Origin of the sequence: Corynebacterium belfantii, from assembly GCF_041898185.1 — a bacterium.
Lineage (GTDB): Bacteria > Actinomycetota > Actinomycetes > Mycobacteriales > Mycobacteriaceae > Corynebacterium > Corynebacterium belfantii.
This window is the reverse complement of the sequence record NZ_CP157823.1, coordinates 1,830,165-1,844,279: the sequence shown is the minus strand read 5'-3', so window position 1 is coordinate 1,844,279 and position 14,115 is coordinate 1,830,165. Positions and strand designations below refer to the sequence as shown.

The following is a 14,115-nucleotide window of genomic DNA, read 5'->3' as shown; positions in this document are numbered from 1 at the left end:
TGTGCAGGTCAATTAGTTAAAATTCGGCTAGTTTTATAACAAATTGTTACAAAGTGGTGGGCGCTTATGAAACGTTAAGGAAAGCTCTATTTCTTTAAATTGCGGTTTGATAACAGCCAGTTGCGTATTTTTGCTAGACAAGCTCGTTGTACTTTCGTAACCTAATCGAGACATTGAAATTGAGCCCGAACTATGGGCCCCACGACTTACATAACTTGAAAAGGTCAATACCTCCGATGGTTTTAGAATCGTTGGAGGGTCCGCTAAAAGGACGACCTCGAAGATTGGGAGAATCTCCGTGGCTAAGCATCGCCGTAACGACAACTCAACCGCACGCAAGGCAGTGGCTACTTCCGCTGCAGTTGTAGGCGCCACAGCTACGCTTTCAGTGCCTGCTCAAGCAGCTGAGGTTGTTGTTCCAAGCACCGGTATCCGTTTCGAGGTTCCTGGTATCGAAAACGTTCCTGGAATTGCAAACGTTCCTAGTGCTGATCAGTGGATTCCATCCTTGGCTGGTCAGGGTGAACCTGCTAACTACCCGGCGCTCGTTGGAGCTCCAGTAGCAAGCAACGGTCAAGCAGTTGTGGATGCTGCGCGCTCTCGCATCGGCAGCCCTTACGTTTGGGGGGCAACTGGCCCTAACGCTTTTGACTGCTCCGGTTTGACCTCGTGGGCTTATGCTCAGGTTGGTAAGAGCATTCCTCGTACCTCCTACGCACAGGCGGCTGGTGGTATGCAGGTTCTTCGTGAAAACCTTCAGCCAGGTGACATTATCGCTTTCTACTCTGGTGCATCCCATGTCGGAATCTATACCGGTAATGGAACTGTTATCCACGCGTTAACGGAGGGCACCCCTTTGTCGGAAACCCCAATCGATTACATGCCTTTCTATAACGCAGTGCGTTACTAAAATACGAAGAGATAGAGGCCTCAGCATGTGCTGAGGCCTCTATCTTTTTATGTAGAACTCTTGGGACTAGCCACATCGATGATGGCATGTCTATAGTGGGAGAATCGCTTAAGACTGTGTAGATATCGGGGACCGTTCGTGGTTTTTTCAAAAATGACTCATAGGGTCATGCTTTCAACTTTTGTGTCGGCTTCCTTGTTGTTGGGTGGCGTGGCAGAGGTAGCTGCACCACAGGGGATTGCTCAAGCGGATCCTGTGGATGAGCTCATTGCATCGATGGGGGATACTTCCCGCCGTGCTAATGAGAAAAACGAAGAAGTTAAGCAGTTAGAAGTCTGGTTGGAAGAAGGCCAGGCCAAGCTAGGAGAGCTCAATCAGTGGGCGGCTGACCTGACTGCTCAGGCTGAGCAAGCGGCCGCAACTGAACGTGAATCGCGGCAGGTGGTTAATCGTTTGGCTTTATCACGTTATCGGGGCGCGATCACGGATCCGCTTACGAGTGCATTTGCTGCGCGAAATCCCCAGAATGCGATTGATCGTACGGCGTATCTGGCTACGTTGTCTCAGAAGGCAAATGATACGGTGGCTCGCTTGGGTGCAGTCACTAAGGATGCGGCTGATCGTCGTAATGAGGCCACAATGGCTATTGCGGAGTCTAAGTTCAAACAATCTGAGTTGGAAAAGAAGCATCGTGAGTTGGTGCAAGAACAAGAGGAACTCAAGCGAATCTCTGAGGATCTTCGTCGCCGTGTGGAATCGTTGAATGCTGCGGATCGTCAGCGTTGGATTGATAAAAATGGTCCGGTTGCTTACAACTTGGATGGTGTGGCGGGCTCGCCTTCGGGGATGAGCGCGCTTGAATCGGCTATGTCGAAGTTGGGTTCGCCCTATGAGTGGGGTTCTGCTGGGCCATCGCAGTTCGATTGCTCGGGGCTAGTGTATTGGTCTTATCAGCAGCAGGGTAAAACTCTTCCTCGAACTTCGCAGGCTCAAATGGCTGGTGGTACGCCAGTGTCGATTAATGATCTTCAGCCTGGGGATGTTGTTGGATATTTCCCCGGTGCTACGCACGTGGGTATCTATGCTGGTAATGGCATGTTGGTTCATGCTTCGGATTATGGAATCCCGGTGCAAGTTGTGCCGGTTAACTCTATGCCGATTTATGGGGCGCGTCGTTACTAGCTGTTTGCTACAGTGTTGGCGTGCCAAGGCTGTTATTAGTTACCAACGATTTTCCTCCGGCTGTGGGAGGTATTCAGTCCTATTTGCGGGATTTTGTGGCTCTTTTGCCACCTGAAGACGTTGTAGTTTTTGCGTCTACACAAGATTCAGTGGCAGCGCGGGAATTTGATAAGAATGTTCCTTATAAGGTGATTCGGTATTCAAATAAACTAATGCTGCCAACACCGCAGGTGAAAAAGCTGATGGTGGATTTGATTAAACGTGAAGGCGTATCGACGGTTTGGTTTGGGGCTGCGGCACCGTTAGCTGTCATGGCTCCTGCTGCTAGGGCTGCGGGGGCGATTCAAATTATCTCTACCACTCATGGTCATGAGGTTGGTTGGTCGATGGTTCTAGGTGCGCGTAGTGTGTTGCGTTTTATTGGTAAACATTCCGATGTGGTGACCTACATTTCGGACTACACATTGCGAAGGTTCCGACGGGCTTTTGGAGAGCATCCGAAATTTGTCCATTTGCCTTCGGGCGTTGATGTTGAACGCTTTTATCCTGTGGACGAAAAACTGAAGTTCGAGCTGCGCGATCAATTGGGGTGGGCGGAGAAAGACAAAGTTATTGTGTGTACTTCTCGATTGGTGCCACGCAAAGGTCAAGATACGCTTATTAAAGCGTTTCCAGGGATTGTTCAGCGCTGTCCTGAGGCGCGACTGGTGATTGTGGGGAAGGGGCGCATTGAGGGGAAGCTACGTCGATTAGCGGCGCGTGATCAAAAGGCGAGTTCTCGTATCTCTTTTGAGGGGCGGGTACCTGAGGAAAAGATGGGCATGATGCTGCGTGGCGCTGATGTGTTCGCTATGCCGTGTCGTACTCGCGGAGGTGGTCTTGACGTTGAAGGACTGGGGATTGTCTTTTTGGAGGCTCAAGCGTGTGGCATTCCGGTGATCGTAGGTGAATCGGGGGGAGCGCCCGAAACTGTGACACCTGCATCCGGTGTTGTGGTTAATGGTCGAGATTCGTCGAGTGTAGCTCATGTTATCGTCGACCTTGTGAAACAACCAGCTGCGCTTATATCGATGGGATATGCCGGCCGTCAACATGTAGTTGATCATTGGACTTGGGAGATTATGGGTGCTCGGTTGAAGTCTTTAATTCTCTAAATGTGATGAAACAGTGCGAGCCTAGTGGCTGCTGCGTTGTGAAGTTCTGCCGTGTCGTCGATATACTTGGAAAGCTATGGCTTGTGCCATTGTGGCGACCGCTGTTGTCTACCATTAACGAGGCGAAACAATGACGAATATGTCAGAATCTGTCACTGTCGGATTCGACATCGGTGGAACCAATATGCGAGCAGCGGCGGTGACGGATTCCGGTTTGATCATCGACTCCGTTTCGGTTCCTACCCCTAAAACTTCTGAGGCTCTGGAAAAAGGCATTATTTCTCTGGTAGCTCAATTGCGGGGAAAGCATGAGGTTTCGGCTGTAGGTCTTGCCGTTGCAGGTTTTTTGGATCCTGATTGCGAAATTGTTCGCTTTGCTCCTCATCTGCCGTGGCGTGATCGCCCAGTGCGTGCGGAATTAGAGGACGTGTTGGGACTTCCTGTTCGTCTTGAACATGATGCGAATTCTGCAGCGTGGGGAGAATACCGTTTCGGAGCGGCACGTGGTTCGCAAAACTGGGTCTTATTCGCGGTTGGTACTGGTATCGGTGCCACACTGATGCACGAGGGTGAGATCTACCGCGGTGCTTTTGGCACCGCTCCTGAGTTCGGCCACCTTACTGTTGTCCCTCAAGGACGGCAGTGTTCTTGTGGCAAGAGCGGCTGTTTGGAACGTTATTGTTCCGGTACTGCTATTGAAGCGACAGCGCGTGAGCTTCTCGACGCCGATCGTGGCCGCGACTCGATGGTTGCTGCTGCCTATCGTTCAGGCACATTGAGTGGGAAAACTGTGACCGAAGCGGCGCGCCAGGGTGATGCTTTTGCCATCGAGGTCTTTGATGATTTTGCTGAATGGATGGGTCGCGCCTTGTCTATCGTGTGTGATGTCTTGGATCCGGGGCAGATCGTGATTGGAGGCGGGTTGTCCACGTCAAGCGATTTGTTCTTGGAAAAGGCTACTCAGCACATGACACAGCAGATTGTCGGGTCTGGGTATCGCCCCCTTCCGATGGTGGTGTGTGCCGAATTAGGTGGCGATGCCGGTATGATCGGGGTATCTGATCTGGCTCGGCATCGCGTCTAGCTTGAGTTAATCGTGTTAGCACATTCGGCTCGAAAAAATAAGGATGAAGCCATGCATAACAAATGGTATTGGACGTTTAAGCATATTTTGTGGGGGCCTATCCTTCGGGTGTACAACCGACCTGAGATTCATGGGTTAGAAAATATTCCTGATAAGGGCTCGGCAATTCTTGCTTCAAACCATCAAGCTGTTATGGATTCGTTCTATCTGCCATTGATGTCGCCACGCCAGATCACATTCCCCGCCAAGCAGGAGTACTTCATAACTCCTGGATTTGTTGGTTCTTTGCAGCGTTGGTTTTTTACTGCGGTAGGACAGGTTCCTATTGACAGGACGTCGAAAAGCGCGAGTGATGATCTCCTTGAAACGGCGCGTACAATTCTTGATCGCGGGGATCTTTTTGGAATCTATCCAGAAGGCACGCGATCTCCCGACGGACGTATCTATCGCGGCAAGACTGGCATGGCTCGTATCGCTCTTGACACTGACGTGGTCGTGGTGCCAATTGCGATGATCGGTTCTAGCGAAGCCAATCCTATTGGTACGTGGATTCCTCGTCCGCACAAAGTAATCATCAAAGTCGGTAAGGCTATTAGTCCGCGCTCCTTTGTAATCGATGCTGGTTATGATCCTGATTCTTATGATGCTATGCGCTTTTTTACGGATCATGTGATGAAGGTTCTCGCGGATCTGACAGGTCAGCAGTACGTCGATTTGTATGCGGCCGATGTTAAAAAGTCGCTTGCTGCGGGTAAGGGATACCCCGAGGGGGCTTAGTGTTGTAGGAGTTGGATAGTCTAGAGTTTGAGAGCGATCCAACACCTTTTGTGAATGTGAGCATCTGTGCGTTTTTTTTACGATACTGAATTTATCGAAGACGGAGAGACGATCGATCTTGTCTCGATTGGAATTGTGTGTGAGGACGGCCGTGAGTATTACGCGGTGTCGACTGACGCAGATCATTCACGTGCGAACAAATGGGTCCGCGATAATGTTTTAGATAAAATGCCTAATCCGTCGAGTTCGCTGTGGAAAAGTAATGCGACAATTCGGCAGGAAGTCTATGAGTTTTTGACTTCTACGCTTGGTAACACTGAATTGTGGGCATGGGTGGGAGCGTATGACCATGTGGTTTTGGCTCAGCTATGGGGGGATATGCGCGGGTTGCCCAAGGAGCTGCCACGATATACACATGAGTTGAAACAGTACTGGGAGATGGCCGGTCGTCCGCGCCTACCTAAGATACCGGAGGGAAATCACGACGCGCTTGTCGACGCTCGCCATAATCTGCAAAAGTTCAAGATTTGTGCCGAATCATTGCCGTTGAACAAACGTAATGTAGTCAACAGATAATATGTCCATATGGGGGAATCTTTTTCCCGGCACATGGAAAAATTCGGCTTAGTGGCGAATCTATTTATAGCCAAGACGCTACTTCTTCCTGTTCCGTGCTAAACATAAAGATGTGAGTTGGACAGTAGATATCCCTAAAGAAGCCCTGCCTGATCTTCCTCCATTGCCGGATGGACTTCAGCAGCAGTTTGAAGACGTGATTGCTCGCGATGCGAAGCAGCAGCCCAGCTGGGATAAAGCAACTGCCGAGACTGTGCGTAAGATTCTTGAATCTGTACCGCCAATCGTCGTTGCTCCAGAGGTACGCGAGCTCAAGCAGCGCCTAGCTGATGTAGCAAACGGTAAGGCGTTTTTGCTTCAGGGCGGCGACTGTGCTGAGACTTTTGAGTCCAACACTGAACCACATATTCGCGCCAATATTAAGACACTTCTGCAAATGGCAGTCGTCTTAACGTATGGTGCTTCCACCCCAGTAGTTAAAATGGCTCGTATTGCCGGCCAGTATGCAAAGCCACGATCGTCTGACTTAGACGCTAACGGCTTGCCTAATTACCGGGGCGATATCGTTAATGGTGTGGAAGCCACAGAAGAAGCACGTCGACACGATCCGGCTCGCATGATTCGCGCTTACGCAAACTCTTCTGCAGCCTCCAACTTGGTTCGTGCATTGACTAGCTCAGGTACTGCAGATCTGCATCGTCTCACGGGATGGAATCGAGAATTCGTAGCAAGCTCCCCTGCAGGAGCACGCTACGAGGCATTGGCTCAAGAAATTGAACGCGGACTGCGCTTCATGAGTGCATGCGGCGTTAACGACCACACCTTGCATTCGGCGGATATTTTCTGCTCTCACGAGGCACTTGTGGTTGATTATGAGCGTGCGATGCTACGTCTGGCTGAAGACGAAGAAGGAAACGTAGAACTGTACGATTTGTCGGCTCACCAGCTGTGGATCGGTGAACGTACTCGTGGACTCGATGATTTCCATGTGAATTTCGCGGCCATGATCGCCAATCCCATCGGCATCAAAATTGGTCCTACAGCTACTCCTGAAGAAGTTGTCGCTTACGCTAACAAATTGGATCCGGATTTCGTACCAGGTCGTTTGACGATTGTGGCTCGTATGGGTCACGACAAAGTTCGTGACGTGCTACCTGGAATTGTCAAAGCGGTTGAGGAATCCGGTCACAAAGTGATTTGGCAGTCTGATCCTATGCACGGCAATACCTTCACTTCCTCAAACGGCTACAAGACTCGACACTTCGACAAGGTCATTGATGAGGTACAAGGCTTCTTCGAAGTACACCGCGCCTTGGGTACTCATCCAGGTGGTATCCACATTGAGTTCACCGGTGAAAATGTCACAGAGTGCCTTGGTGGTGCCGAAGATATTACTGACGTTGATCTGCCAGGTCGCTACGAGTCGGCATGCGATCCACGTCTGAACACCCAGCAGTCCTTGGAGCTGTCGTTCTTGGTTGCCGAGATGCTGCGTAACTAACGCGTATAAAATTAATGGGCCCGAAGCGCTGAACTGCTCCCCATTAGTTGGACTGAGAAATCAGTTTCCGACTAGTGGGGAGTATTTCTTTGAGAGCACGAAGTTCTCTAAGCCAGCAGCGAGAGCAACTCGTTGACTTGTTTAAACATGGAATAGGCTACAGCGCAGCGTCTCGTCAGTTGAGCGTTAGCAAATATGCGGCGCGAAAACTTCTACGCCGATTCAAACTTCATAGCAGGCTGTGTCTTGTGAAAAACCCAACGAAACAGCACCATTCCTTCGAAGTTAAAAAACAGATCGTTGATCGTTTCAACACTGGCCAGTCCAAGATAGATCTTGCCTTGAGAATTCGAGCCGTCTTCGCAGCAACTTGTCTCCCATTGGGTGCGTGCCTAGCGTACAGGTGGTGATGAGGCACTTCGGCCGAAACCGAAGGACAGACCTAAAGGCAGTGCCCGTTCGAAGCCATTGATTAAGGAAGACCGGCTGCACCGTGAGGTGGAGAAACTACGGGCAGAAAACGCGTACTTAAAAAAATGCGGGGACTTAAGGAGCCAGCGACGAAGCTAAAAGTCGAAGCGATCGTCATCCTCAAATCTGACCATCGCCTAGAAGATTTGTTAGACACGGCAGGTCTTGCCCGATCAACATTTTTCTATCACCAACAACGCCTGAACGTGCCGGATAAACATATCGATCTCAAGGAAGCGATCGTCGAGGTCTTCACACAGACGAACCGTCGTTACGGCTACCGGAGGATTCATACTCAACTTCGCCAGGACGGGGTGGAATATCAACCATAAGCTGGTCTACAAGCTCATGGACAAGCTAGGCCTTAAATCCAAGGTCAGAACAAAAAAGAAGTACAACTCGTACAAAGGCACTGTCAGTCACATCGCGGAGAATATGCTGGATCGATGCTTCACGCCCGATAAACCAAACACAGTGTAGACGAGTGATGTCACGAAGTTTCGCATTGCCGGTACCAAGGTTTACCTGTCACCAATCATGGATCTCTATGACCGCTCAACCGTGTCGTATAGTGTGTCTACCTCGCCAAATACAGCGTTTACGTCAAAGTCATTGAAAGATGCCATCACAAGCCAATCTCCCGGAAGCGGCTTACTGGTACACACAGATCAAAGGATCCAGTACCAGCATTCCAGCTGGCGTGACCTCATCACAAGTGTCGACGGCATCCAATCGATGTCCAGGAAAGGCAACTGCTACGACAATGCTGTAATGGAAAACTTCTTCGGACACCTCAAGTCAGAGACGTACCACGGTGAATCATTCGACAGTCTCGAGCACTTCAGGCAGGCCCTGGATGACTACATACACTGGTATAACCACGAACGCATTCAGAAACGGCTCAAGGGCCTGACCCCGATGCACTACCGGAACCAGACCCTTGAACCACTAACCACCTAGAATTAAACCAGTCCAACTTTCGGGGGCTAGTTCATTGCTTCGGGCCCATTAATGTTTCATTGAAGCCTTCTAAGAGCTCAAGGTTTTGAGTTTGATGGTAGCCCCTGGTTCAGCGCGTCCACCGGCAGGAGTCTGCCAATACACTCGCGCAGAAGACTTGCTCGTCCCGCTTGTGGTCACGCTAAAGCCTGCTGCCTCTAGTTCGCGTTTAGCTTCAGCGTAGCGTTTACCTACAACAGAAGGCACTTCGACTCTGCCCGCAAGAACCAATGAGACTTTGGTATGTGCAGGATCGATGAGGCTACCAGAACTTGGTGTAATCGATGTGACCTCGTCTGCAGAATTGCCTACTTCATTATCGGAACGAGAAATCGACTCCACGGTAATACCTGCATCAGCAAGTGCGCTGATGGCATCATGGCGCGATTTTCCACGAACATCAGGAATTTCTACAGAGGTAGAAACTTTAAGAGTTACTGAGCTGCCGCGGGGGAGAGTAGTGCCTGCTGCGGGGTCGGTACCGATTGCGTCACCGCCAGGGATGGTGTCACTAAATTCCTCGGCGATGGTGACGTCGAATCCTAGTTTTTCCAGCTCGCTTCGCGCTTGATCAACGGGACGTTCAGAAACATTGGGGATGTTCACAGGTGCTGGACCTTGGGAAAGTGTAACTGATACGGCACTGCCGACTGCGACTTCGTTGCCCGAACCTGGTACAACACGGGCGATTTTTCCTTCGGGCACGGAATCAGAAAATTCGGGGGAGCTTTCGCGGTACTCAAGAGTGCGCTCTTCGAGCAGGCGACGGTATTCGGAAGCCGAACGACTTTGAGGAACATCGGGTACGGTCGGGCGTCCTTGGGATACCAGCAACGTGATGTCGTCGCCTTTCACAGCACGTTGGCCCTGGTCTGGTTTCGTGCCAGCGATGGCATTTTTAGGAACGTCGTCGCTGTATACAGGTTCGGTGACTGCGCCAAAGCCGGATTCTTCGGTAACGGCTACAGCTTGTACTTGGTCAAGGCCAAGGACCTGGGGGACTTCACCATAGCGTCCAGAACCAAACCACCATGCGCCAAGGGCTACCGCGGTGGCTAGGGTAATGACAGCTATGAGCCACAAAACAAAACTGATTTTGGAGCGATTGGTGACGGGCTCATGCGTTGCAGCTGGGGCATGTTGTGGTGCTACTGGTTCAGGAGAATAGTCTGGTTTTCGTTGTGCAACAGGCCCGATGGGGGCAGCAGGCTGTGGCGTAATTGGTTGGAAGGCGCGAGTATGAGGGCTGGCGTCTTCGATAGGAAACAGGCCTTCAGTTTCTCGCGGCAGATCCGTGGTCATGAGGTCGGAGGTAGTGAAATGGCCAGTGAGATGTTCATTGGAACGATAAGCTGCAGCATTGGCAGGTACTGGCACTCTAAAATCTGGGAGACGTAGTTCTTGAGCTACGTCGTCAAGCGCATTGAGAAATTCTGCTGCATCGGCGAAGCGTTCTTCTGGGCGTAGCGCTGTAGCAGAAGCAACGAGGGCGTCGACAAGCGGTGGAATTCCTGCGATCATGGATGAAGGTGCTGGCACCGCACTATCGAGACGCGCGTAAGCATGCGCAATTTGATTGTCGCCGCTAAACGGAGTGGTGCCGGTGAGCAACTCGAACATCACGATGCCGGCGGAGTACACATCACTTTCGGGCCCGATGTCATCGCCAGAAACTTGCTCAGGGGAGAGATAAGACACCGTGCCGACGATTTGATTGGAAGTAGCTTGGCTAGCCGAAGCCGCCCGCACCAAACCAAAGTCCGCCAACTTCACCTGATGATCGGCGTTGATTAACACATTGTCGGGTTTGATATCGCGATGAACCATGCCCGCAGAGTGGGCTACGGACAAACCAGTCAGAACCGAACGCATGACGGCGACCGCTGCATGAGGAGGCATAGGCCCGCGTTCGGCCAAAAGCTCGCGCAAAGTGCCGCCGATGATCAGCTCCATAATGAGGAAGATGTTGTCGCCATCGGAAGAAAAGTCATAGACTCCCACCAAACATGGGTGACTCAACTGGGCCATGGATCGAGCTTCTCTACGGAAGCGGTCTTTGAAAATCGGGTCGTCCAGATAGCGCTGATCCATTACCTTCGCAGCGACAAGCCGACCCAAGCGGGTATCCACACACCGGTAGACCGTTGACATCCCACCCCTAGCAATAGGAGCCTCGATGCGATAACGGTTTTCTAGCACGTCGCCGATTGTCAGATCTGCCATAGCACATAGTATGGCTGACTGAGGTGGTGATTCGCTAACTCAGGGGGCCTCATTGCGAGGGAAAACAACACTATTGGCCAGATTCACGATAGATTAGGCAGAGTGAGTAACAATATTGTTCCAAGTTCTGTCCTCTCTGCCGGAGAAAACCTTCTTACCGTTCCGGATTACGCTGAGCGCATTGGCCAGCCAGTCACTCGAGTTTTCGACCAGATTGGTGCGCACAAGCTGATTTGTGTCGTGGATAACGGCATTAAAAAAATTCCGGAAGCATTCCTTTCCGAAAAGGGCACAACGAACAAATTCGTCCCTGGCGTTATCGCTTTGCTTTCCGACGGTGGATATACCGACCAAGAAATCTTCGAGTTCCTCTTTACCGAAGACGAAAGCCTCCCAGGCCGGCCTATCGACGCCATCCATGGGCACCTAGCCCGCGAAGTCATGCGACGCGCCCAAGCAATGGGCTTCTAATTACTGCACTGATTCGGCCGTGGAATGGGATGACGTTGTGCTCGCATTAAAAATAGAACGCGTCATCCACCACGCTGCCACGGTCGTAGCAAGAATCCATACAGGATTGTAGAGCTGATGATTGCCACTGCCCGTAAAAGCAAAAGCAACGATTATCGATGCCATCACTGTTAGCTTCTGTAACCACACAGGCGGTGTAAAAGTTCCGATGAGCGAGACTACGCTCGTGTAGTACCACGGCAGTGTCACCGCGTTAAAGAAAAACGCCACCATATATCCAGCAGCCGTGCCTTGGATAGCTGCGCGTTCCGACTTACGGAAATACCACCAGCAGCCGATAACGCCTAGTCCCATGAAGACCATGGAGATCTTGCGGATAACTGCGACGACGGCATTGAACGGGAACGGGTCGAGCCACAAAGAACCCACACCTGAAATCAGCGTTGCTACCAGGGAAGGGAAGGCCAGTGGGTTAATCACCTTAGTGTTACCACTAAGAGCTGCGATCCATCCCCATGATGCTCCCGATGCCCATGTAATGAGTGCAACGATGGTGATTGTTTCTACTGCTCCCACAAGAGCAAAAATCATAAAACGCACAATGCGGGAACGCAGCGTAGATCCTGCCTGTGCCACAGCGATCCAAACGACAAAAGGAAGCGCAAAAGCAGCAGTTGCTTTCAGCGCCATGCCTACAGCAATCACAGCGATACCAGCGAAGATCCACGCAGGAGAACGTCGTAACGCAAAAACAAAGCCAATGCTGACCAAGCCTACCATGAGTGCTTCGTTGTGCATGCCACCAATCAGATGAAACACCATGACAGGATTAGCCACGCCGAGCCACAGTGCGAACGTCGGATTTCCGCCAATAGCTGTGGCAATCTTAGGTACCGACCAAACGATTGCCCCAAAACCTACAAGCGAAACGAGCTTAAATAACAAAACACCAATCGAAATGTGGTTGCCGGTAACCGTGGTGATCCATTCTCCCAACCACAGGTGCAAAGGGCCGTAAGGGGTCGTCGTATTACGCCAATCATGAGATACCTCGTACAAAATAGGGCTGGGATTGACCGCAGCTCCCTGCGTATAGGCGTCAAAACCATCACGTAATAAAGTTCCCTGAATCAAGTAGGAGTAAACATCACGAGACATAATTGGGGCCGCGAACAACAAAGGCGTAATCCACAACCAAATACAGCGCGTGACATATCTGAGGGAAACCGCTGATTGCATCACGCGGCGGCCCAAAAGATACCACGCAATAATGAACAGAGCTGTTCCGATCCATAACGTGATATTGGAAAAACCAGCACCGTGGCCATAAGCCAGAAACTCGACGTGCAAAGACTCGAGCAACCCGCCGCGATTTCGAATGGCACCGCCGCCAAAGGAACCCAAAGCTATCAGTATTGATGCGCAGATTCCTACGCCCACTGGCGATAATGTTGAGCTAGTACGCAGAAGTTTCTGCAAAAAATCCATAGGTGTGTGATCTCCGGGGAATTAGAAGCTTCTCGACGTAGCCTTGATAGCTAGGTGTTTTAGAAAATCTTGGGCCTCTACATCAATAACATCATTGCTAATGTGTGCAAGACCAGAAGTTCGCAAGGCTGCGATGCGCTCTTCCACCGCATCGGCGGCACCAGAGGAGCGAATAATCGAAGCCAATTGTGCAATATCTTCGGCCCCCGACACTGCACCTAAGTCACGACGAATCGTTTCCGCCTCGTGGATCGAGCCCACAGACTCCAAGATTTCTAATGCCTTGGCCACTAATACCGTGCGCTTTCCTTCGCGCAAGTCATCGCCAGCTGGCTTACCCGTAACACTTGGGTCACCAAATACACCTAGAAGATCGTCGCGAAGCTGGAACGCCAAGCCGATATCACGGCCATAATTTCGAAGGCAGTGAACTGTCTTGTCATCAGCGCCCGCCAACGCCGCACCAATATGAAGAGGACGCTCAATCGTATAGGCGGCAGTTTTAAAACGATTGACGGTTTCCGCTAGTTCGATGCTCTCGCTACCAGTGGATTCAATGTAAATATCAAGAAGCTGTCCGCCAATAACTTCAGTACGCATGCCACGCCACGCATTCGAAGCACGACGAATCGCAGTATCACTGAGCCCAGAGTTATGGAACATATCATCCGCCCACACCATAGCAAGATCGCCAACCAAAATTGCGATCGACTCGCCAAAACGTGCGGAATCGCCCAAGCGATGGGATTCTGCATGGGTGCGTTCTGCAACACGGTGCACAGTCGGATTACCACGCCTCGTATCGGAAGCGTCGATAATGTCGTCGTGGATAAGCGCACACGCTTGGATCAGTTCCAGCGAGCTAATTGCTGTGAGTACCGCGCCGGGATCTTCCGTCTTATTAGTTAATCCGCCACTCGCAACAAAACCCGCCCACGCATACGTAGGACGAATCCGTTTTCCACCGCCAAGGACATATTCGACCAGCAGCTCGACCGCATTGCTTACTGGAACACCGATCTTGGCTACCTTGCGTTTACGGCCTTCGAAAAACTCCGCGAGTACTTCTTCTACTGCTGCTGGAACCTCCGAAAACGAAGGCAGTGAGTGATGGCATGCAGAGATACCGGCGGGGTGCGTAGACAACTGGTTCACATTCCTTAAAAACTGTAAATTCGGTGCAGACTTTAAACCCATATTAGAGGGTGGGGGCGCAGCTAAGCCAAGAGCTAAGAAAACTAGGGGGCATAGTGGTATCGGCGCTGGTCAATAACGGTGA

Annotated in this window: 11 protein-coding genes and 1 pseudogene; 9 read left to right on the top strand and 3 right to left on the bottom strand. The window is 51.1% G+C overall.

Annotation, left to right across the window (positions count from 1 at the left end; genetic code table 11):
- The first annotated feature begins 298 nt into the window (after positions 1-298).
- From ABMV07_RS09125 to ABMV07_RS09090, 8 genes and pseudogenes are all read left to right on the top strand, one after another.
- Positions 299-910, top strand: a complete 612-nt coding sequence (locus tag ABMV07_RS09125) for a C40 family peptidase (protein WP_088267366.1) — start codon at positions 299-301, stop codon at positions 908-910.
- 138 nt (positions 911-1,048) lie between these two features.
- Entirely contained in the window at positions 1,049-2,092 is a 1,044-nt protein-coding gene (locus ABMV07_RS09120; protein WP_088267367.1) for a C40 family peptidase, read from the top strand.
- Positions 2,093-2,112: 20 nt separating this feature from the next.
- Complete coding sequence (locus ABMV07_RS09115) at positions 2,113-3,246, top strand: glycosyltransferase family 4 protein (protein ID WP_374064521.1); 1,134 nt, start codon at positions 2,113-2,115, stop codon at positions 3,244-3,246.
- A 130-nt stretch (positions 3,247-3,376) separates the two neighbouring features.
- Positions 3,377-4,330, top strand: coding sequence for an ROK family protein (locus ABMV07_RS09110; RefSeq protein WP_088267369.1), 954 nt, complete (start codon positions 3,377-3,379; stop codon positions 4,328-4,330).
- 51 nt (positions 4,331-4,381) lie between these two features.
- The gene (locus ABMV07_RS09105; protein WP_197690178.1) at positions 4,382-5,107 is read left to right on the top strand and encodes a lysophospholipid acyltransferase family protein; all 726 of its coding nucleotides are present in this window, start codon (positions 4,382-4,384) and stop codon (positions 5,105-5,107) included.
- A 66-nt stretch (positions 5,108-5,173) separates the two neighbouring features.
- A complete protein-coding gene (locus ABMV07_RS09100) occupies positions 5,174-5,683 on the top strand; it encodes a polyadenylate-specific 3'-exoribonuclease AS (RefSeq protein WP_088267371.1) in 510 nt (169 codons plus the stop codon).
- 112 nt (positions 5,684-5,795) lie between these two features.
- Positions 5,796-7,184, top strand: coding sequence for a class II 3-deoxy-7-phosphoheptulonate synthase (locus ABMV07_RS09095; RefSeq protein ID WP_088267372.1), 1,389 nt, complete (start codon positions 5,796-5,798; stop codon positions 7,182-7,184).
- A gap of 132 nt (positions 7,185-7,316) precedes the next feature.
- Positions 7,317-8,615: pseudogene (locus ABMV07_RS09090) on the top strand (IS3 family transposase).
- Between the two features lie 69 nt (positions 8,616-8,684).
- Here ABMV07_RS09090 and pknB read toward each other — a convergent pair.
- Positions 8,685-10,877, bottom strand: a complete 2,193-nt coding sequence (pknB, locus tag ABMV07_RS09085) for a Stk1 family PASTA domain-containing Ser/Thr kinase (RefSeq protein WP_197689475.1) — start codon at positions 10,875-10,877, stop codon at positions 8,685-8,687.
- 102 nt (positions 10,878-10,979) lie between these two features.
- Between pknB and ABMV07_RS09080 the strand changes: the two genes are divergently transcribed.
- Positions 10,980-11,348, top strand: a complete 369-nt coding sequence (locus ABMV07_RS09080; RefSeq protein ID WP_088267234.1) for an Rv2175c family DNA-binding protein — start codon at positions 10,980-10,982, stop codon at positions 11,346-11,348.
- Here ABMV07_RS09080 and ABMV07_RS09075 read toward each other — a convergent pair whose 3' ends face one another.
- Entirely contained in the window at positions 11,349-12,836 is a 1,488-nt protein-coding gene (locus tag ABMV07_RS09075; protein ID WP_197691806.1) for an alpha-(1->6)-mannopyranosyltransferase A, read from the bottom strand.
- 21 nt (positions 12,837-12,857) lie between these two features.
- Positions 12,858-14,033: a polyprenyl synthetase family protein gene (locus tag ABMV07_RS09070; protein WP_196977063.1), complete on the bottom strand. Its 1,176-nt coding sequence runs from the start codon at positions 14,031-14,033 to the stop codon at positions 12,858-12,860.
- Between the last annotated feature and the right edge of the window lie 82 nt (positions 14,034-14,115).